Origin of the sequence: Pseudoalteromonas sp. McH1-42 (genome assembly GCF_022347845.1) — a bacterium.
Taxonomy (GTDB): domain Bacteria; phylum Pseudomonadota; class Gammaproteobacteria; order Enterobacterales; family Alteromonadaceae; genus Pseudoalteromonas; species Pseudoalteromonas rubra_D.
The window spans coordinates 161,711-182,869 of sequence record NZ_JAKRFU010000001.1 but is presented as its reverse complement, the minus strand read 5'-3'; the positions used below and the strand labels follow the sequence as shown (position 1 = coordinate 182,869).

19 protein-coding genes are annotated in these 21,159 nt (G+C 44.6%); 8 read left to right on the top strand and 11 right to left on the bottom strand.

Going from position 1 to position 21,159, the window contains the following annotated elements; genetic code table 11:
- Positions 1-193: 193 nt before the first annotated feature.
- Positions 194-1,306 (top strand): arginase family protein, encoded by a 1,113-nt coding sequence (locus MHN31_RS00730; protein WP_239443168.1) that lies wholly within the window; start codon positions 194-196, stop codon positions 1,304-1,306.
- A 156-nt stretch (positions 1,307-1,462) separates the two neighbouring features.
- Positions 1,463-2,161: a transporter substrate-binding domain-containing protein gene (locus tag MHN31_RS00725; protein WP_125557135.1), complete on the top strand. Its 699-nt coding sequence runs from the start codon at positions 1,463-1,465 to the stop codon at positions 2,159-2,161.
- On the opposite strand, the gene MHN31_RS00720 is transcribed toward MHN31_RS00725, so the two are convergent.
- Entirely contained in the window at positions 2,158-2,406 is a 249-nt protein-coding gene (locus tag MHN31_RS00720) for a VF530 family protein (RefSeq protein ID WP_125557132.1), read from the bottom strand. The genes MHN31_RS00725 and MHN31_RS00720 overlap by 4 nt on opposite strands.
- Before the next feature lie 27 nt (positions 2,407-2,433).
- Complete coding sequence (locus MHN31_RS00715; protein ID WP_010381046.1) at positions 2,434-2,718, bottom strand: DUF1496 domain-containing protein; 285 nt, start codon at positions 2,716-2,718, stop codon at positions 2,434-2,436.
- Between the two features lie 153 nt (positions 2,719-2,871).
- On the opposite strand from MHN31_RS00715, the gene MHN31_RS00710 reads away from it, so the two are divergent.
- Positions 2,872-3,102 (top strand): TIGR02647 family protein, encoded by a 231-nt coding sequence (locus MHN31_RS00710; RefSeq protein ID WP_010381049.1) that lies wholly within the window; start codon positions 2,872-2,874, stop codon positions 3,100-3,102.
- 49 nt (positions 3,103-3,151) lie between these two features.
- Here the strand turns inward: MHN31_RS00710 and maiA are convergent, their stop codons facing one another.
- Entirely contained in the window at positions 3,152-3,781 is a 630-nt protein-coding gene (gene maiA / locus MHN31_RS00705; RefSeq protein ID WP_239443167.1) for a maleylacetoacetate isomerase, read from the bottom strand.
- A 130-nt stretch (positions 3,782-3,911) separates the two neighbouring features.
- On the bottom strand, positions 3,912-5,207 hold the full coding sequence (hmgA, locus tag MHN31_RS00700; protein WP_010381053.1) for a homogentisate 1,2-dioxygenase: 1,296 nt from the start codon (positions 5,205-5,207) through the stop codon (positions 3,912-3,914).
- A 127-nt stretch (positions 5,208-5,334) separates the two neighbouring features.
- Here hmgA and MHN31_RS00695 point away from each other — a divergent pair, with 127 nt between their 5' ends.
- A complete protein-coding gene (locus MHN31_RS00695; RefSeq protein ID WP_239443166.1) occupies positions 5,335-5,766 on the top strand; it encodes a MarR family transcriptional regulator in 432 nt (143 codons plus the stop codon).
- A gap of 236 nt (positions 5,767-6,002) precedes the next feature.
- Here MHN31_RS00695 and MHN31_RS00690 read toward each other — a convergent pair whose 3' ends face one another.
- Together MHN31_RS00690 and MHN31_RS00685 are read right to left on the bottom strand one after the other, a co-directional pair.
- Entirely contained in the window at positions 6,003-9,152 is a 3,150-nt protein-coding gene (locus MHN31_RS00690; protein ID WP_239443165.1) for a TonB-dependent receptor, read from the bottom strand.
- 47 nt (positions 9,153-9,199) lie between these two features.
- Positions 9,200-10,036, bottom strand: a complete 837-nt coding sequence (locus MHN31_RS00685) for a S1/P1 nuclease (RefSeq protein ID WP_125557124.1) — start codon at positions 10,034-10,036, stop codon at positions 9,200-9,202.
- A 395-nt stretch (positions 10,037-10,431) separates the two neighbouring features.
- On the opposite strand from MHN31_RS00685, the gene MHN31_RS00680 reads away from it, so the two are divergent.
- The gene (locus MHN31_RS00680) at positions 10,432-11,154 is read left to right on the top strand and encodes a PhnD/SsuA/transferrin family substrate-binding protein (RefSeq protein ID WP_228553170.1); all 723 of its coding nucleotides are present in this window, start codon (positions 10,432-10,434) and stop codon (positions 11,152-11,154) included.
- A complete protein-coding gene (locus tag MHN31_RS00675) occupies positions 11,144-12,064 on the top strand; it encodes a hypothetical protein (protein WP_239443164.1) in 921 nt (306 codons plus the stop codon). Before MHN31_RS00680 ends, MHN31_RS00675 begins: the two co-directional genes overlap by 11 nt.
- 44 nt (positions 12,065-12,108) lie before the next feature.
- On the opposite strand, the gene ushA is transcribed toward MHN31_RS00675, so the two are convergent.
- Entirely contained in the window at positions 12,109-13,710 is a 1,602-nt protein-coding gene (gene ushA, locus MHN31_RS00670; protein ID WP_239443163.1) for a bifunctional UDP-sugar hydrolase/5'-nucleotidase UshA, read from the bottom strand.
- A gap of 71 nt (positions 13,711-13,781) precedes the next feature.
- Positions 13,782-13,967 (bottom strand): hypothetical protein, encoded by a 186-nt coding sequence (locus MHN31_RS00665; protein ID WP_021032937.1) that lies wholly within the window; start codon positions 13,965-13,967, stop codon positions 13,782-13,784.
- 290 nt (positions 13,968-14,257) lie between these two features.
- On the opposite strand from MHN31_RS00665, the gene MHN31_RS00660 reads away from it, so the two are divergent.
- Both MHN31_RS00660 and MHN31_RS00655 read left to right on the top strand, forming a co-directional pair.
- Complete coding sequence (locus MHN31_RS00660) at positions 14,258-17,134, top strand: insulinase family protein (protein ID WP_239443162.1); 2,877 nt, start codon at positions 14,258-14,260, stop codon at positions 17,132-17,134.
- 54 nt (positions 17,135-17,188) lie between these two features.
- The gene (locus tag MHN31_RS00655) at positions 17,189-17,707 is read left to right on the top strand and encodes a GNAT family N-acetyltransferase (protein WP_125557116.1); all 519 of its coding nucleotides are present in this window, start codon (positions 17,189-17,191) and stop codon (positions 17,705-17,707) included.
- Here MHN31_RS00655 and MHN31_RS00650 read toward each other — a convergent pair.
- Genes MHN31_RS00650 through MHN31_RS00640 form a run of 3 tightly spaced genes read right to left on the bottom strand, consistent with a single transcriptional unit; the run spans position 17,688 to position 21,146 of the window.
- Positions 17,688-18,287 carry an ABC-type transport auxiliary lipoprotein family protein gene (locus MHN31_RS00650; protein ID WP_239443161.1) on the bottom strand — a complete coding sequence of 200 codons (600 nt, stop codon included), beginning with the start codon at positions 18,285-18,287 and terminating at the stop codon, positions 17,688-17,690. The two genes, MHN31_RS00655 and MHN31_RS00650, sit on opposite strands and share 20 nt — an antisense overlap.
- The gene (gene pqiB / locus MHN31_RS00645) at positions 18,287-19,945 is read right to left on the bottom strand and encodes an intermembrane transport protein PqiB (RefSeq protein ID WP_125557112.1); all 1,659 of its coding nucleotides are present in this window, start codon (positions 19,943-19,945) and stop codon (positions 18,287-18,289) included. Before pqiB ends, MHN31_RS00650 begins: the two co-directional genes overlap by 1 nt.
- Entirely contained in the window at positions 19,938-21,146 is a 1,209-nt protein-coding gene (locus MHN31_RS00640; protein WP_326386122.1) for a paraquat-inducible protein A, read from the bottom strand. Before MHN31_RS00640 ends, pqiB begins: the two co-directional genes overlap by 8 nt.
- Positions 21,147-21,159: the final 13 nt, after the last annotated feature.

Genomic DNA, 21,159 nt, shown 5'->3' with positions numbered 1-21,159 from the left:
ACCAGCACAGTATATTTTAGCGTTTTAAAGTCCACTTTATATTCGTAACTCATTGAAAGCTTTGGCTTTGATGTTTTTGTTGTGAAAGGTGTTTGATATATTTGGGGAATTTTCCCTGTCTATTCAGTGAACCTGACAATAAATCCGTGAGTAACGGCGTGGCATGTTTATGCAGTTGACTGAGGAGGTCTCAATGAGTGATAGCAAAGCAAAATTTCATCAGAAAATAGAAAACTGTCTGTGTCCGCCAGGAGATGGCGTGTTTACCGTTAACACGGCAAAAGAAAGAAAAGCGGCGTTACGCGAAAAACTCTACGGGCAGACTGAAAACATTGAGCCTCTGTGGAAAGCGTCATTAAATGCACTGGGTGAAAGTGAGCACAAAGCCGCCATTTTGGGGATCAGCTCTGACTGTGGCGGTGGTATCCTGAGAGGCGCGAACTGGGGTCCGTTATTCCTTCGCTCAACATTGCTGACACAACAGCCACAAGTGAGTGCGTTTGACTTAGGTGACGTGCGTGTTATCCCTCACCTACTACATGATAAGTACCTGAATGAAGGGACAATCAGCAACTGCCAAAAGGCGCTCTATCATGACGAAAATAGCGAATACCATGTATCGCCTTTGTCTATTACAGAGGATGTTTGTGATGGCTTTTATGCTAATTATCCTGACAAAGGCATTTTTGGTATCGGCGGTGACCACTCAATTAGCTATCCACTTACCAAAGCTTACCTTAAGGCGAAACGTGAGCAGGGTAAACGCACTGCGATTATCCACTTTGATGCACACACTGACCTGCTGGTAGAGCGATTGGGTATTGATCTTTGCTTTGGCTCATGGTGTACACATATATTGGAGTTTTTGCCAGCTCCGCACCATTTGATCCAGTTTGGGATCCGTTCAAGCGGCAAGAGCAAACAGCATTGGGAGTCAACATTCGGTGTTAAGCAGCACTGGGCCAATGAGATCCGTGAACAAGGCGCTGAGGCCATTGTGGAGCAGGTGATTAAGCAGCTCAAAGAAGACAAGGTTGACGAGCTGTACGTGAGTTTTGACATTGATGCGTTGGATGAGCAGTTTGCTGCGGCAACGGGTACACCAGAATCAGGCGGTATGACGCCAGATGAAGCAATGACAATACTGACGGCTCTGAGCAAAGAGTTTCCTATCACAGGTGCTGATATGATGGAGATTGCTCCATTTACGGATAGCTCGCTGGCAGGATTATCGAGCTCAGAAACGACGCTTCGTGAAGGCGCTAAGCTATCAGCTTTCCTGATTGACGCCATCAACAAAGGCTAATCACATGCACAAAGAGGGCGGCAGGCCCTCTTTGTGGCCGCATATCATGCGCATTTATGCTATCTCATCAAAAATTTACCTACTTTTATATTCACAGTATCCGAATATTTTCCTATATTAAAAATTGCATTCTGAATCGATCATAAGGAGCGATGCTTGGTACGCTGGTTTGTTTATTTGTGGCTGGCCTTAGGTAATGCAAGCGTATCCGCTTATACACTGACTCTGGTAACTGAGAACTTTGCACATTTTCAATATGTGAACGGAGAGGGGGAGCTGACGGGTCATGCTGCTGAGAAAGTGACTTCTGTGCTTAATGAGGCGCAGATAGATTATCGTATCTCTGTTGATAACTGGAGTAGTTCCTACAACAGTGCTAAACGCGATCCGAATACTTGCATTTTTTCAATTGCTAAAAGTGAGCAACGTAACGCCTTATTTAACTGGGTGTTTCCCATTGGTGCTTTTACGACCTCATTTTATGCCTTGAAGACCGCAAACATCAGTATCGACTCTCTCGATCAAGCCAGACAGTATAAAATTGCTGTGATACGCGACAACTTTAGCCATCAGTATCTTAAAAGTCAGGGGTTTGTAGAAGGCCAACAACTGCTATTGATCCAATCTTTTGATCGAGTATTTCAGCTCCTCGCGACGCGCCGGAACATTGTTGACCTGGTCATTTTGAGTGATGCGCAATTTGAGCATAAGAGCAAGAGTGAACCTATGAGCAGTGAACTCGAGCCGGTTATGACAATAGATAACATGAACACTCAGCTTTATTTCGCGTGTAATAAGAAAGTACCAGCACGGATAATCAGCCGTATTCAGGCAGCATACAAGCGCTTATACTAGGGCTTTTTAGCCTCAGGCCAGCTGAAGCCATGAAACGTATCCAAATACAGCGCCTCCACCTTGTCTCTTGCCCATGGCGTTTTGCGCAGAAACTTCAGGCTTGACTTCACAGATGGGTCCTTTTTGAAACAATTGATATCCACCGCTTCTGCCATGGCTTCCCAACCAAGTTGCTCAACCAGGCGTTCTACGATGTCCTGAAGTTTGACCCCATGCAAAGGGTTATTGGGTTGTGATCCACTCATACTGCTTTGTTCGCTTAATTAAAACGGCTAGTGTACCCTGATTTTACCTTTCATTTCTACTCTGATTGGTTCGCCCTTGTCGTCCAGCTTAAGCCATATCAACGGGCTTTGCGGCTGGTTTTTATAGCGGTGAGTACAGACATACAACATTTCGGCTTGTTTGATTACCGCGCCTTCAGTATAACGAAGATCCTGATACCAACACACCGCCTGTAACTGCTCGAGGTAGAGATTCGTCTCGTTGCCATAGGCTACACCTTTGAGTGGAATCAATAAAATTGTAAATAAAAAGCAAATTAGCTTATTTTTCATGGCATAACTCCAAGTTCGAGCTAAATTTAAGGGGGTAAAGCTAATGTACTATACACCTTAGCTATTGGTAATGTGCTGACACACCTTTTTTGGTCTGTCAGTTGTTGTAATACATGCAGAAGTCGGGCCTATTTTATGGTCTCAGGAGGGAATATGGCATTTGATGAAAAACTAATGGCTGAGCTGGAACTACTGGTGAAATTTCCACGTAGTAGTTTGCATCAGGGGATAAAAATACACAAAAATGCAGATCAGGATATTCTATCGGCAGCCGAGCGGTTATATGCCAAAGGGGTGATTGATCAGCCTGATGGGGGTTATCTAACAGATCTCGGGCACGATTTGTTGGTGCATTTAGACCAGGTGCACAGTGCACTTAAATAGTTGGACCGGCGGTATCAGGAGCGTATTCTCAACGCTCCTGAGGCCGTTTTTACTGAGGGGCGTCGGCTTGGTTTTCCGGTGCTGCATCTTTAAATGCCGGCAATGTGTTACAGCGTTCGTAGATACGCGCAATTTTAGGGAAATCATTCATATCGACTTTGAAGCGCAGCGCATTATAAACCTGAGGTACCAGGCAAACATCAGCAAGCGATGGCTTATCACCGAAACAAAACAGGCTGTCGCCTAGCATCACTTCTAACTTTTTGAACCCTTCAATTACCCAATGGCGATACCAGGTGTTTTTTTGCTCATCTGATACGGATAGCTCGTTACTCAGGTATTTTAGTACTCTGAGGTTGTCGATCGGATGAATATCGCAAGCAATAGCGTAACAGAAGTTGCGCACTTGTGCTTTTTCCCAGGCATCAGCAGGCAGTAACGGAGCCGCTTCATAAGTTTCTTCCAGCCATTCCAGAATAGCCAATGACTGAGCCAGTACGCCCTGATCTGTTTCCAGTGCAGGCAGTAGCCCCTGATTATTTCTACTCAGATAGTCAGTTCCTTGTTGTTCTGACTTTAGCAGGTTAACCGGTACTAATTCATGATCCAGGTCTTTCAGGTTGAGTGCAATTCGCACACGATATGCGGCAGAAGAGCGAAAATAAGTATACAGTTTCATGTTTGTTCCTTTTGTTCACGACGTTGGCTCTGCTATAAAATAGCCTGCTCATTATTGAGGTCGAATAAAATACGATGAAAAGCGGGCATTGAGCCCGCTTAATCTGTCATATGTTATTTACCAATTTATTTTATGCACCTTTGTAGTACTTTTTGATGCCTTTCCAGCAATCAAGGTAATTTGGCTGGCGCTCTTTGCCTTCCAGTGCGTACTTGGTCGGAGAAATGACGTAACGCGATTCAAACATGAAGGCCAGAGTATTTTCATAACGTTGTGGCTCAAGTTCCGCATTCGACGCTTTTTCGAAAACATCAGCCTCAGGACCATGCGGTGACATACAGTTATGCAAGCTCATGCCTCCAGGTACAAAACCATGCTCTTTTGCATCATAAACACCTTCAATCAGACCCATAAACTCACTCATGATATTGCGGTGATAGTAAGGTGGGCGGAATGTATCTTCTGCAACCATCCAGCGTGGCGGGAAGATAACAAAGTCGACGTTTGCTACACCAGGTGTACCAGAGGGTGAAGTCAGTACTGTAAAAATTGACGGATCCGGGTGGTCGAAACTGACGGTGTTCATCACGTTAAAGCGGGCCAGATCATATTTGTAAGGGGCACTGTTACCAGTCCAGGCAACAACATCTAACGGAGAATGTCCGATATCACAGCGGAACAGGTTACCATTGAACTTTGCGACGAGCTCGAAATCGCCCTCTAAGTCTTCGAAAGAGGCAACCGGATACAGGAAATCACGTTCGTTAGTATAGCCATTGGCACCAACTGGGCCACGCTCAGGTAAAATGTAAGGATTACCGTAGTTTTCGCAGATGTAACCACGAACCTGTTCGCTCAGTAGTTCAACGCGGAACTTAATTCCGCGCGGGATCACGGCAATTTCCCCCGGCTTAATTGCCAGCTTGCCACACTCAGTGTGAAGCACCAGCTCACCAAGCTGAGGCACAAACAGCAGCTCGCCGTCTGCATTGTAAAAATAACGGCCTTCCATAGAAGCGTTGGCAACGTAGACATGGATTCCTATACCGGCTTGACCGTTCGCACTACCGTTAGCTGCCATAGTCACTAAGCCATCGACAAAGTCTGTTTTTTCAGCTGGAACTTCAACCGGATTCCAGCGTAACATAGTTGGCGGTGTCGGGACTTCTGTGATCGGTGCTGTACGTAACAGACCATTATCCATAGCCTGATAATCACCCTGTACAACTGAAGGGCGAATTCGGTAAAACCAGTTTCTGCGATTTTCCGCGCGTGGTGCTGTGAAAGCAGTGGTGTTGTACTGCTCAGCATATAAATCATATTTTACTTTTTGTGGTGAAAACTGACCGACTGGCAGGGCACCAGGCAGGGCTTCAGTTTCAAATTCATTACCAAAACCACTCATGTACTCGAATTCTGCACTCATTTTGCATAGACTCCGTTGATGTTTTTTGTAAAGATACTCTCATGTGAGAGTATTTTCAATCTTTGGCCAATATTGATGTGTAAATTTTTATGTACAGGATTTGGGCCGGTGTACCAGGAGCTTGATAGTGGCATTTGATATTAATGAATTTCTTCCTTATCGCATGGTTCGGCTGGCGAATGCCATGAGTGAGGCCTTTTCCGAAGTATATGAGCAAGCAGGTTTGACTGTGCCTCAGTGGCGGGTACTGGTTCATTTGGCTCAGCATCCGGGTGCGACAGCTAAACAGCTATGCGATCTGGCAAGTATGGATAAATCAACGGTGTCGCGTGCTATTAAACAGCTACAGCAACAGAGTATGTTGCTGGCGCAGCAAAGTGAGACAGACAAACGTGCGACAGAAATGCACCTGACCCCGCAGGGGCTAGCGTTATACGAAACTTTAACGCCGGAAGCGCTGGCTTGGGAAAGCAAGTTACTAAGTGAATTAAATCCAGAAGAAAAGCAGGCTCTGTTAGTAATGATGCAAAAGCTGGAAGGGCACTTTCTCACCCGTTAAACCTGAGGTATCAATTCACATTCAGCATCAATGAATTGAAGAGGCTGAACTCTCCATTAAATGAGTTACAGAGCGCTTTTTTGGGCCTCATAGGTGATATGGGTTTACTAATTGTTGTGTCACTCTGGCTTTGTTTGAATATATTAAGCGCAAGCGATTTGCTAATTACAGAATTAGAACGAAAAAAGGTCAACCGAAGTTGACCTTTGAGATTATCTAATTACGTGTTTTAGATATTAGAAAGTGTACTTAACGCCTACACGCATTTCCCAAAGAGATGCATCTTTTTGGATGGTAGGTGAGATAGCGCCACCGTTGAAGTTAGAGTAAACGTACTTGCCGTCTACCATCTTAGCATCAACAACACGGTTACCTACGAAGCCACCTTTGTACATGGTGCCCCAATCGTCGTTAAGTAGGTTTGTCAGGTTATCAATGACGAAGAATACTTCACCTTTGTGACCTTCCATGAAACCAGGTAGTTCCTGAGTCACTTTGAAGTCAACTTTTGTCATCCACTTAGCGTTCTGTGAGTTACGGCTAAGAATAGTGCCACGCTCCAGACCTTCAGCAGCGATGAAGTCGTTGAACTCTTTCAGCTCTTCAGCAGTCATGTCGTAGCTTACGTTAGGATCGTTTTCCAGTGGAACGTACAACAGCTGTCGACCATCAGATGAGTTGCTATCGCCCCAGATGCCATCACTTTCGTTGAATGTGAAGCTGTACGGTTGACCTTCACTGATTTGACCGAATAAGTTGAACTTAGTCGCATAACCATCGAAGAACTCATGCTTGTAGCCTAACTGCAAAGTAAAGCGGTGCGGTACTTCATAATCAGAAGTTGCGAGCTCTGGGCTCCAAGGGTTAGTAAGCGCGATGTTACCATAGTTAGAAGATGCCGTTGAGCTGGTCATTGGTGTGATGTCTTTAGCGTCTGTGTAAGCATACGACAGGGTGAAGTTAATACCGTTTTCGTAGCGCTTTGCAACAGACAATGACATGACTTGTGACTCACCATCTGGACCAGAAACGTTAGTCAATAAATAGTCACGTCCACGAGGGTTGTTAGGGTCACGCTCAACCATGATTGGACGGCCATCAAAGGTCGTTTCACCTGATAGCTTGTAACCGATATGACGGACAATTGCTGAGTCTTTCTTCTCAGTATACAACCAGTCAGCACTGATGACGTACTCGTTTTCTGTGGTATACGTTGCACCTAGAGAAATCTTCCATTCAGAAGGGATTTTGAAGTTAGGAGCTGTTGCGTCTACAGAACCTTTGCCGTCTTCAACTTTTGTTGCTGCAACTTTGTCGAATAGCTCTTTAGGTACGTCAAAACCAGGTGTGCCGCCATCAAAGTTAGTCATCTCATTGGCAAATAAGTCATAATAACCTATGCCTCTTTCCTCATTTTGTCTGTGGCTGGTAAATACCTGTGTAGCACCATCACTAGAATATGAGTTTGACAACCATACATTCGGGTTACCACCTGAGTAAAGACCGATACCACCACGTACTTCTAGAGCATCATCAACATACCAGTTGAAACCTACACGCGGTTGCAACAGGTCTACACCATCCATGTTAGTGGTGTTAGAGAAGCCATAAATGCTTTCATAATGTGCATTTGGAGTCGGCGTGTCGTCACTGGTGTATCTGTCGTAACGAAGACCATAAGTCAATGTTGCATCGATATCAGAGAAGCTATACTCGTCCTGAATGTAGAAGGTGTGCTGCTGGTAAGAGAAGTTAGCTGCCACATCGTTAGGATCGTTCGTTGTTGCTGCATTGTTATAGTAAACTTGCTGCGCTAAGCCCTTTTCGAAGTTTTCGATAGAGTCGAAGCGGAACTCACCCTGTACGTGCTGCATGAACAGGTTGAATACGTTCAGATCTTCATACTCGTAACCCGCAGTAATAGTGTGTTGGTCAAGGTAGTATGTACCTGCCAGTTTTACCGTGAAGTTATCCCAGTCAAGGTCATTCGCCTGACGAGAGTCATCAGGACCGATGTAAACTTTACCACCGTCAGCAGCAGTAACCTGGAACTCACCAAAGCCACTTGCAGCATCTAGAGATTGTTGACGCGCGTCAAGGTCTGCTTTACCAACACGGATTTCAGTTGAGAACTCATCATTCCAGTCTGAGTAGATTGAAGTTACGATTGAGGTAAATTCTGCACCACGCTCATAGAAGTGGTTGCTCAGAGACAGTTCACGGCTACCAGAATCAGATTGAGAAAGTGCAAAGCCGTCATTGTAGTTGTAAACAATGTTTGCACGGTGAGAATCGTTGATGTTCCAGTCAAGCTTTACTAGTAGCTTTTCATCTTCAACTGGCATGCTTGGCACCATAGTACCTGGGTCGTAGTTATAGACATTTTTGGTGATGTCGATAATACGGCTCAAGTCAGCTTGGCTAACTGTCGAACCAAGTGGGTCGTAGCTAAACTGTTGAACACCTTCAAGCTTTTCATAAGATGTGAAAAGGAAAAGTTTATCTTTCAGGATTGGTAAACCAACGTTGAAGCCGTAACGCTTCTCATCGTAATCGCCATTATCGTATTCTTTATCTTTAGACTTATCACCCTTCATTGAATCGCTGGTGTAGTCGTAGAATACGCCGCCGTGGATTTCATTTGAACCAGTCTTAGTTACAGCATTGATGTTACACGACGTGAAACCACCATACTGAACGTCGAAAGGTGCAAGTTCAACAGCAACCTGCTCGATTGAGTCAAACGAGAATGGTGCGCGAATTGTTGGGTAACCATTTGCGTTAAGACCGAAGTTGTCGTTCATGCGAACGCCGTCCAGAGTCAAAGCATTGAAACGTGGGTTACCACCACCACACTGAATCGCGCCGCGTGTTTCATCAACGTATACACGTGGGTCTGCACGAACAATGTCTTTCAGATCACGGTTGATAGCCGGTGCTTCTTGTAGGTCTTCCAGCGTAAACGTTGCAGCAGGGCCAGTGCCACCAGCCATTTGGCTGATAGGACGACCAGTAACAACGATTTGCTCCATGCTTGATTCAGGCTGAAGCTGAACATTTACAGGGTAGTCAGAGCCCAGAGAAAGGTAAACATTCTCAAGCAGCTGATCTTCATATTTGTTTGAATCAACGATAATTTGGTAAGGACCACCAACGCGCAGACCCTTGGCACTGAAGTAACCTGCATCGTTAACACTTGTGACTTTTGTAGAGCCAGTAGGTAAGTGCATGATCGTGATAGTTGTACCTACGGCAGGGTTGCCGTTAGGGCCAACAATCTGACCTTTAACAGATGAAGAGGTTTCGTTAGCGAATGCAGCACCACTAGCGCCAATACCTGCAATGACTGCAAGCGATAGGGCCGTTTTGCGTAGTTGCGTTTTCATTATGTTGTTTCCCGTGTTATAGGTTTATTAAATAATAATCGTCAAGTTCACTTAACTGCTTTCAATGCAGTTTCGAGTGGCCTTGAATTTTTGTCAAAAATTTGGTTTAGCAATCCTGCCAGTCTAATCCCACCGTGAAGAAGCCGAGACTTTACAACAGGGGTGTACCTGTAAATATACCCCCAGCTGATGTCAGTTTCATTGCTGTCATAAATCTTTTCAGCTATTTGATTTGACTCCAAAAGCCAGTCAGCAGGGCGGCTGTCTAACATGTGAGCGATTTTCTGCTTGTCACGCGTAATAATAAAGTCGCTTAGCTCGCGATATGACAGAGACTGATGCTCAATGAGTTTAGTATCGAATACGGAGTGTAGATTAGTTTCTTCTTTAAAAAAGGTCACTTTAATTAAGTTACCACCGCGATCTTCTTTGCGACCGGCATGAAATGGTTGATGAGCATCGCCTACCAGATGCACCAGGAACTTTAAGGCAAACTGCTTGTCTTCTTTTGAGGCTTTGTTATTTTTTAGTGTGGTTACGGCGTAATTGATGCCATCGAGAATATGCTCAACCTGATGTTTGTGCTCAATCGCTTTGTTGTGCTGAGCCATTTTGCTGGGCTCTTTAATATTGATGTAATGCCACTTGCCAGATTGTTTTTTCCAAAACGTATTCGGGTTAGCACGCATTTCGTCTGCCCAGGTAGATACCTCGGCCAAAGAATCTTCAGATAACAGGGCTTTTACTGCTTTTTCTGTCGCAGGGGTGAGGTGCTGTTGGGCTAACTCACCTACTACTCTGTGGCCATTCATGCCCCAAGACCAGGCACTGGTGCTTATAAGCAGCGCAGATAACGCTAAACCCTTAATAGAAGCTCGTAACATCAAAATCTCTCATTACCTAAAATGGGTATTGTTTACTCATTTGGAATGCGGCCAATTGTCCGGATTTTTCAGAAAAAGAAAAGGACTCAATGAGATTCATAATTTCTTGTTAATAAAGTAGTAAAAACAAATGCTTATATCTTTTTAGTAAGATTACCTATTGCAATGAGTAATAAAAATTGATCTAATATAGGGGCGCGCAATAAAAGAAATATGATGTTTTGAAATATAATCACTCTCTAAGCAATAAAACAACTATTGTTACAGTTTTGTTTCTCTCAGTCTGGTGCTGTTGGTTACTTGCTAGTAACCTCACGGCCAGACCCATTGGTGAGTTACCAAAACTGGTTGAAAGTAGCGTCTCATGTAAAACACGTTCCAGCAGTAACCAAGCCGTGTTCAGGGTACATGTACCCGTAGAACCATTGGCCCGCAGGCTGGCGCCTGCCTTGTGTCTGAATGAAGTGGTGGCCAAACAATATGGCCACGTCGAAGTGCGCTATAGTGGTGAGCTGGCTGAGCAAATTGACTATATCGCGAAGGGGCTTGCTGATCTGACGTTGTCAAAAGACAATGTTATGGCCGCGCTGAAAGCACAATCGACCTACAATTATATGCCAGTCGTGGGTTACCCTACCTACACAGCCTTTTTTATCTCAAATCGGGAAAAGCCGAGATTAGACAAAGCCTATTTTTTAGATAAAAAAATTGGCTTGCTCGATTATCCCACCAGTCGTTCCGGCCACATTATTCCTAAACAGATGTTTAAACGGCTTGAACTGGATATGCGTGTTCTGGATATCCAGTACGTCAGCTCCCATCAGGTACTGAGAGAAAAGCTGTCATCTGGCGAGCTGGACATTATCGCCACCTACTGGCAAGAAAGCGACGAAAGCCGCTTTTCTGCTAATTACATTACACCGATTGGAGAAAATATTAGTGGTAGCCGTTGGTACATGAAAATGGATGTCGACAACACGGATTTGGCTTGTGCGTTACAGAATTTATTACAAGAAGTAGCCAAAAACAATGGCTCAAGTTACTTTGACGAATTAGATTTGTACTGGCAATGCAACAAATTACCTGTTTATTTTATTGGAGAAAAAAATGAGTCGTAAAACGGGTATGCTTGCGTTTGCTATATATAGTGTCATTTTTACGGTGATTTTTGCTTTTGCACACGAGCACGCAATTCGACACGCTATCGAGCAAGATTTAGATAGTATTAAGTTAAGAGTGGCGCTGGATAAGAACAGGCTTCCTATTGCGGTCCCACACCTGAATTACGCCGGTGACGCAACCCGGGTGCAGGCGTACATTGATGCGCTCAACGGCAACTTACAAAAGAAAACCAGTCGAATCCGGATAGAGAGTATTGCCAGTAGTGATGGAGAGTTGAAAGAAGGCCAGCTGTTACTTTCAGGCGCAGATGGCGATACGGCTATCGGCTATCAGGCTAATACCAGCCATAACTATTGGTTGTACATCATTCCCATTTTAATCGCATTGTTAAACCTGGCTTTTTATAAATCCGTATCAAATAAAAGAGAGCAGGCTAAGCGGCAAAAAGCAACAACAGTGACGGCTAAACCTCAACCACAGCACCTGGTTGTGGATTTATACTCAAAGACCTTATGTCTTAGTGGAGACAAAGCGTGTCAGGTTCAGTTGGCCAACAAGCCCTTGTGTTTTTATCTTGCGTTACTGGAGTTTTGTTTACATAACCCGAAAGTATCGTTGAACCAGAATAAAGAGTTGCCAGATGAGCTATTGGATATTGCTGATAAGTACTTTCATCGCTTAGTCGCGTTGGGACATACTATCAGGAAGCGTCCTAACTTTTCGAACAGTCTGGAGAAAACTCTTAGTGAAATACGTGCTGCACTGGATGAGTTACTGACACACCAACCCGATCTCAGGTTAAAGCTTTACCCGCCTAAAGCACATGGCGAAGGTTCACGTTCTAAGTTGCATAGCTATGGGCTAAAGGCATTGGGAGCCAATGACGTTGAAGTTATTGGTAAGTAGCACGTTGGGGTATGTATTTAGTATACCCCAACATTTTTTAATGACTATAAAGACGAGCGCTTGATCGGAGTATGACGTTCAATATAGTCTTTCAGGACCTGAGCATCTGTGCTGTCTGTCGCTGTGAATCCTGGTTGGTCAGTTAACACTGGGTAGCCATCGCCCCCGGCAGCATTATAGCTATTGATACTCATACGATAGGTCTTGTCTGGTTCAACGCGCTGTCCCTGGATTTTTACGTTCGCCAGTTCACCATTGAGTAAATCGAATTCGATACCGTGATATTGCAAATAGGCGCCTGAGTCTGGCGGAAAGCGACTAACCACTGACAAATAGTCGAGGAGCTGTTCGCCACGCCAATCGATATAAGCAATTCGGTTTCCGAATGGGTGCACGGTAAGAATATCTTTATAGCTTATTTCGCCTGCTTTAATACTGGCGCGTATACCGCCACCACTGATAAAGCCAAAGTCTGCTCCAACGGCCGCCATTTGCGCTTTGATAACTAAATCTCCCAATGGACTTTGTTTAAAGCGAACCGTGCTTCTGCGTCCATCCAGAAAGGCATCAACTTCACCAACAGCCCCTGAGATTTTGCTTTCACCTGTTTTCTGGAATGGTGCAAGGAAAGCTTTTAATTCAGGATCGTGTTCGATGTATTTAGTAGCCCATTGTCCCTGGGCGTTTTTAAGATTAACCGGCAACAACTCGTAACTTTGTAGTGTTTTTTTGCCGTCTGAAATTTTGAATACCGCTTTACCGACATATTTTCCCCATTCATGAGCTTGCATTATCCAGATACCGTTTTGTTGATCTGGTTTACACGCTTTCCCAGGTACGAAATTATTGTCTTCAGTACCATTTTCGTCGATACATACGGGCTCCTGTGAATGACCACCGATGATCATATCGAGCGTGCCTTCAGGCACGTTGCGGGCAAGCGTTACGTCACCTGGTGCGTTAATTCCAAAAGATGCGTCGTGGTAATGGCCCATGTGGGTTACTGCAATGGTTACATCAGGATTGTATTGCGATTTGATCTGCTGAGATAGCTGGGCAGTGATAGGCGCAGGATCTACAAAATCTAAGCCCCCAACAAACTCTGGATTAGCAATTTTTACCGTATCAACGGTCGTCAATCCAATAATTGCGATCTTAAGACCTTGCTTCTCAATAACAGTATAAGGCTGATAGGCGTGCTCGCCATTGTGCTTATGTAATATATTAGCTGACAGGAGCGGGAAGTTGGCCCAGGCAATTTGTTTATCAAGCACATCCAGCGGATTGTCAAACTCATGGTTTCCGATGGCCATAGCATCATAGCCTAGCCGGCTCATGCCTTTGAAGTCAGGTTCGGCATGTTGTAAATCGGACTCAGGCACACCAGTATTTATATCACCGCCAGACAGTAATACGACACTGTGGCCTTGCGCATGGGCTTTCGCTCTGAGTTGGTCAAGCAGGGTTTTCCTGGCTGCCATACCATACTCACCATCTTCATTGTGCCAAAAACGGCCATGGTGATCATTGGTGTGTAACACAGTGAGGTAGCGGATCGTATTATCTGTTGACGGATTAGTTGACTGTTGTGTCGAATAGCACGCTGTCAGCGATAGTGCCAGCAGCGACGGAATGATAAAGCGCATAAATTTACTTCAGTGGGGACTAAAACTATGCGCTCTAGTTTAAACTAAAAGCTCTAAGTAAATATAGCTGATTATTGAACTTTTGACTTCATTCTTGAGTCACATACCGCATTGTGCCTGCGAGTAAGTTCATCTTTGGCTAACGCCTGTTTGGCATGGCCGGTTGCGACCATCCAGTTCAGAAAGCTCGCTGGTAATTTGCAGTATGGTTCTCCGCTGTGTAGCCCAAAATCGCAGATCGGTTGATTTATTTCCATTGTGTGCCCCTGATGATCTGTAGTTGTCATTATATTTTGCTCCTAATGTTATCAAATGGATAAACTAATGTGATAAAAAATTCTTTTAAGTTTTGTGATTATTATTACTAATCGGCATAAGAAGGCCTAACGGGTGAGTCCGAGCGCTTGAAAGATAGGTGTATTGGGCCTGTAAGTGGCTAAAATATATGGCGGAGATTGAATTGTATCGGGGTTAAATGGTAGCGTTTGAGTATCGATAATAGCCTTGGATTCACCAGGCTGAAATAGTGTATTGAGATGGATAGTTAATGAAAAAAACGATGTTAGTGGCCAGTATCACGCTGGCTTTGTTGTCCGGGTGTGTGGCAACGCATAACGGAGCGGGAAATACCTCAGCTGCACCTTTAGCTAAGGAACTGGTTGTCAGCCCGAATGACAATCGACAGTATAAGACGCTTACTCTATCAAATGGCATAGAAGTCATTCTCGTTTCAGACCCTGAAGTTGAAAAGTCAGCAGCGGCGTTAAGTGTCGGCGTTGGTTTACTTCATGATCCTATGTCACAGCAAGGGATGGCCCACTACCTGGAACATATGCTTTTTCTGGGCACTGACCGTTTTCCCGATACACAGGGTTACAAAGACTTTATGAGTCGTAATGGCGGGTCTCACAACGCTTATACCTGGTTAGACATCACTAACTATATGTTCAAGGTAAATAATCAGGCCTATGATGAAGCACTCGACCGCTTTTCTGATTTTTTTAAAGCACCCAAGCTTTACCCTGAGTATACCGACAAAGAGAAGAATGCAGTTAACGCCGAATGGTCAATGCGCCGTGAATTGGACTTCTTTGGTCAATATAAACTGTCACGTAGTATGATGGGCTCGCATCCGGCGAATCGCTTTTTGATTGGAAACCTGGAAACCTTAGGCGACAAGCCTGGCAGTAATCTGCATCAGGAAACCGTTGCTTTTTATAACAAGTATTATTCTTCAAATATCATGAAGTTGGCGATGATATCTAATTTACCTTTGTCTGATATGACTAAAAAAGCGCAGCGATATTTTGCTACGATTGAAGACAAGCAAATAGAAAAGCCACAAGTAGACGCTGAGCTGGATTTTTTGAAGCTAGGAAAGAAGCGTATTCATTATGTGCCTAATGAAGATGTTAAGACGCTGAAGCTGGACTTTACCATCGCCAACAATCGCGAAGAATTTGCGTTTAAGCCAAATTATTTCGTGACGTATCTGCTTAGTAATGAAATGCAAGGCAGTCCGGCGCAGGTGCTTAAACAAAAAGGGTGGATCTCTGAACTCACAGCCAATGCTACGCCAGATTTGTACGGTAACTTCGGCGCTTTAAGCGTAGATATCCAGTTGACCGATCAAGGCATGCAACAACGTGAGCAAATTGTCGCGACTGTCATGCAATATATTGCATTGATCAAAGAGCAGGGAATCGACGGCAAGTACTTTAATGAGATCAGAACTTCTCTTGCCAATCAGTTTCGTTTCTTAGAGCGGGGTGATGAATTTGATTACGTTTCTGATCTTGCCGATAGTATGCAAAAATATCCGTTGAACCATGCTATTAATGCACCTTACCACTTTGCTGATTTTAACGAGCAAGCCGTTAAAAGTGTTTTGGAACAACTGAATCCACAACAGCTAAGGGTTTGGTATATCAGCAAACAAGAACCAAATGACCAAAAACTACATTTTTATGATGGTCGTTATCAGATTACCGATATCACAGAGCAAGAAATTGCATCTTGGCAAGGTGAGCCAGCGCCAGAGTTGTCACTCCCAAGTATAAATCGTTTGCTTCCTGAGCAATTTGATATCGTTACGCAGTCAGAAAGTTCGGATACAGTCGATAAAATATATCAGGACAGCACGGTCGCAGTTTGGCAAAAGACCAGCGAAAAATACAGCGAGCAACCAAAGGGTCGCTTATTGGTTCATATTAACTCTCCACTGACGTTAGACAGTATACAGGTTCGGGTTGCCGCAGCACTCTGGGCCGACCTATACGCAATCGAAAAAGCAAAATTGCAAACAGAGGCATCAATTGCGGGTATGGGGATGCGCATGAGCGTGAACAACGGCTTATTGCTCACCTTATCAGGGTTTACAGATAAGCAGGGGATGTTGTTGTCTCAGTCACTGGAAGGGTTAAAAGTGCAACCAACGGCTAAGCAACTTGAGCAAGCCGTCGATCGATTTGTCCGGAATATTCAAAATCAACGCCAGCAATTTCCGTTCTATCAGGCATTCGGTCGTTATCAATCCCTTGTCCGCACAGGCAACTTCGATGAAGCTCGACTAATTGATACGGCCTCTAAGATGACCACAGATGTATTTAGTCAGGCTCAAAATGATATTTTGAATCATCACACCGTGCGCATTTTTGGGTATGGTAACTACGACAAACAGTTCCTCGCGGAGGTAGTGAAGCAAGTGAAGGGGGCGCTCTCAAAGCCTGTTGAGCGCAATGACTATGTCCGAGCTGATTTTCTAAAACCACAAGCCGGTGAAGCACTGGTTTGGCAGCAAGACAGTGAGACGGCAGACGTCGCCATTGTTGACATGTTTGTTCATCCGGAACCTGGGTATGCACAAAAAGCAGCGGCCCAGATCCTTAAATCGCATTTGAGCAGCCATTTATTTAATGCTTTACGAACCGAGGAGCAGCTGGCCTATGCTGTAGGCGCAGTGGCTCAAAGTATTGATGAACACTCGGCGTTTGGCTTTTATATTCAGACGCCTGTATTGGATGTGCAGTCAATGCAAGCACGGTTTGACCGTTATCGGCAGGAATATGCACTGGCATTGAAAGAGCTCAATGAAGAAACCTTTGCACAGCTCAAGCAGGCTGCGCTCTTGTCTTTGAAGCAGGTGCCAAAGAATTTGGCAGAAGAATCTCAGCCAATTCTGATAGACTGGTATCGTGATAATCTGACATTTGACTCCAAAGCAAAGCTTATCGCTGCGACAGAAGAGGTGACACTGGCTGATATCCAGTCTTACTACCAGCAAAGTATGCTCAATACTGAAGCATCAAGAATCAATGTGCAGATCCGTGGTAAGAAGTTTGCTGATAAACCATTCGCGACATTACCAAATGAAGTGAAGCTCGACTCTATGGCTGAGCTCTATAAGAAGGCGCGTTTTGAATAAACGGCCATAACGTTTGCGGGACAAGTTGTCCCGCTTTCTCGAGGATCCACTGTTATGTCAGACATAGTAACGCGCACACAGCGGCTAATTATCCGCAGGGCTCAAATTGCAGACGCGGAGTTGATTTTTGAACTGCTTAACCAGCAGAGCTTTATCGATAATGTTGCGGATAAACAGATCCGAACCATGTCCGATGCGCAAAAGTATATTGAAAGCGCCTTTTTTACACCATATGACTTGGCAGCGCCAAGTCCCTATATTGTCGCGCTAAATGACGGAACTGCAATTGGTATTTGTGGTCTCTATCAGCGGCCCTATCTGGAGTTTCCGGACCTGGGATACGCTTTTCTCGACCGGTATTGTGGCAAAGGGTATGCTTTTGAAGCAGCAGAGGCATTACTGTCATTTGTTAGTAATTGTGGTAAGTATAAGGCACTCGGAGCCATCACAACCCCTGAAAATACGTCGAGTAACAAGCTATTAGCGAAGCTTAATTTTGTTCTGGTTGGTAGCTTTGAGCTTGTGCCAGGGATGGCGCAGACTAACTTATACGTTAATCTGCTGGGGAGATAATATCACTTGACCCGATATCCGTGTGTAATTGTGCCATCAAAAGTTGCCAGTTGGCCTGATGGGCGCTTATCAGAGCTGAGAAGCCGTCTTGTGAGAGCACTGATTGGTAGTCAAAATGTTTAACACGGATCAGCTTGGTACCATTATCTGTTATTTGATAAAGGTGCCACGCACCTTTTAAAATCGCGCCTTGCTGGTAATGACCTGCCAGATCTGAGACTTCAATTAGCAACTTGAAATCCCCAGTATTGAATTCACTGGCATGGGCAGAGAGTACGGGCGATAAGCCTTTATTTTCAAGATATTTGAGTGTTTCTTTGGTCAGTATTAGCTTCGGGTGTTCTGCCCAATAATGATAATTGGCAATGTGAACAGTATGTGCTGAAGTATACTGGACAAGTGCTTGCTGGTCGGCAACCCCAACAATATTTACCTCATCGACGTATACTCTGGATGCACTAATGCCAGTGCTTGGTTTTGTGTCGAACGCTGAATCAAATCGGTAATACTGATACTGAGCTGGGTCTGATCCCGCACAGCTGGTCAGCACGACTGACAGTAGCGCAATAACTGCTTTCATTAGCGCTGCTTCCTGGGTTCAGGATCTGCCAAAGTCTCTTTGTCGAACAGAAGCATATTAGGTTGTTCATTAAGCCCTTTCGACACAGGCTTGAGCGAGTTACTAAGGCTTTCAAGTTCTTGCAGAGTATCTGTCAGTTGCTCGACCATACCTGAGCCTTTCTGGTAGTTGTTTAGTGTTTGCTCAAATTGTTTGAGGCTGGCAGTGAGTTGGGCCAGCGTTCCCTGTAATTGTGTTAGATTTTTTTCCACTTTTTCAGATACTTTCGTTGTGTTGAAACTATTAACCAGTGCCTGCGTTTCTTCTGCCAATGCTGTGAACGCCTGCATCGTTTGTTGTGCTTCATTGAGCGAGTTATCCAGCGGCAGTTTGTTGAGTTTGTTCAACAAAGCCATGACTTGCTCTGATAAAGCTGTAAATCCACTCGGTACACTCGGCAACACCGGGTACGCGAAATTCATCCCTAAGCTGGTCGGAGGGGTTGAATTGTAAAAATCTAGCTCTATATATACCGCACCTGTTAAAATATTACCACTTTTTAGTGATGCTCTTAGGCCATTTTTAATCCATTGTTCTATATTTTCCTGCCAATATTGTTTGGCTTTGGCATCGACTTCATAAATGCGTCCGTACTCAATTTTGATAAGTACAGGAATAGACGTGTTGCCCTGTTGAAAGTAAAGTGGCTGTCCATTTTGCTCGAGCCTTGCTGGGACTTGCTCAACGGTCCCGATACGCATACCCCGATACTCAACCGGTGCACCGGGTTTTAATCCCCGAATTGATTGTTCAAATTCAACCAAATAGTGATCAAACAAGTCAAAGCGACGCTCCAATGCAACCGCGAAATTTTGATGCAGCGTAAATGCTCTGCCTTCCTGAGCAACCTCTGTGCCGTCCTGCCCGGGTGGATAATCTACAGATATTCCACCTTTAATCATCTTTGCGAGTGAACCTGTATTGAGGTTAATGCCCTCACTAGTCAGCGAAAGCTCTACCCCTGAATTGATCCAGAAAATCGCATTATGAGTGATTAGGCGGTCGTAGGGAGAGTGAATGAACACCCCGTACTCCATTTGTAAAGAGTCGGTATTAAACACTGAGCTCTCAATCTGCCCCACATGATAATTACGGAAAAAGATCCCGGTGCCCACATCCAGCACTTCGCCACTGGTTGAGCTGAGCTGGAAACGCACACCTTCAATGTCTGTCGAGATAAGAGCTGGCTGCTCCTGGAGCGTATATAGACTGGTGCGCTGCTTACTTTCTCCCGGCAGCAACTCGATATATACACCAGATAATAAGGTGTTAAGTCCGCTTATTCCAGATTGATCAATACGTGGTTTCACTATCCAAAACTTAGCGTCTTCTGTCAGCAAATTATCATAATGCTTTTCGATACGCACAGTGGCAACAACGGCTTTCTGCTCTACTTGCAGACGAAGTGATTCAACCACACCAACTTTAACACTGCGGACTCTTATCTCCGTCTTGCCAGCAATGATACCATCGGCACTTTTCATCTTGATGTAAATTTGATGGCCTTTGTTTTGTTGATGCTGATAAAGCATCCAGCCCGTTATCAAAACAGCCAGCAAGGGGACTACCCAGATAACGGAAAGCCTGGGCTTGGGCTCGATATGCGCTTCTTTATTCATGTTTATTTAAAGAGTCCCAAAGTAAACGAGGGTCAAAATTGTTCACAGCAAAGATTTGGCAAATAACCATGGCGGTAAAAAAGACGATGCCTGGCTGTGGCTCCACGCTCAGTACAGTACCAAGCTGTACGAGAGAAACCAAGAGGATCACGACGAAAACGTCTATCATTGACCATTTACCAACCGCTTCTAGGGCCCGGTAGAATTTAGCTGCCACTTTTGGGTTAGTCGGGTAGCTAACGCGGTAGAGTAAATAGAACAATGTACCTGCCTTTATCAGTGGTATACAGATACTTGCTATGAAAATCACAATAGCGATTGGATATGAGCCATTTTTCCAAAGTACCTCTACACCACCATAAATGGTTGCCGGTGTATGTAATCCCAGATTGATCGTGTCCATAATTGGAAAGGATAAGGCTGGTACCATAAATATCAGCGAAGTAATCATCCAGGCTGCGCTACGCGCGACAGAATTGTCTTTACGGTAACGTAATTTTGCCATGCAGCGCGGGCAGTGAGCACTGCGACTGATCTGCTGACAGACATGGCATTGTTTGAGGCTTTGTGTACTAGCACGCTTGGCACAATGCTCAATTGAAGGGGTAAAATGTGCTTGCTGAAGTTGCCAGAGTTGATGTTGGCTCAATAAAGACAAAGTCTCAATAAAACATAATACGAATAGAATATACGCCCAAAAACCAAGTCCAACTTCAATCTCTGCGAACGCAGTAAGCTTAAATGCACTAATTAATACAGCAACCAAAAAGATATCGGCCAAATTGAGTGGCCTTAGCGCCATAATAAATTTTGCAATGACTCGGGCATTATGTGGGTTCATTTTTTGCCATAAAGGCGTATGCACCAAAAGAATAAGCGTGCTGGCAATGAATGGTAAAATAACGATGCTGGTGCTCAGCAGCACCGCAAGGAACACACTATAGTGTTCGGCAAGCTGCATGATCGCTGCCATTAAGCTAATGGTTTGCTTTAGGCCATGTTGCGCATAGGAAATAAAATGTGGTTGCAGGCTTAATAACAGAAAGATAACTGAGGAAAGACTAAATGCAGCTATCCATTGTGCGTAGTTGCGCTGGGTGGTTGCCAGTACATTACCGCAATGCGGGCAAACAGCCCTTTGCTGTTCGCCCAGATCTTGAATGGACACTAAAAAATCACAATGCTGACAGGCGACTATCACAGTTTAACCAATA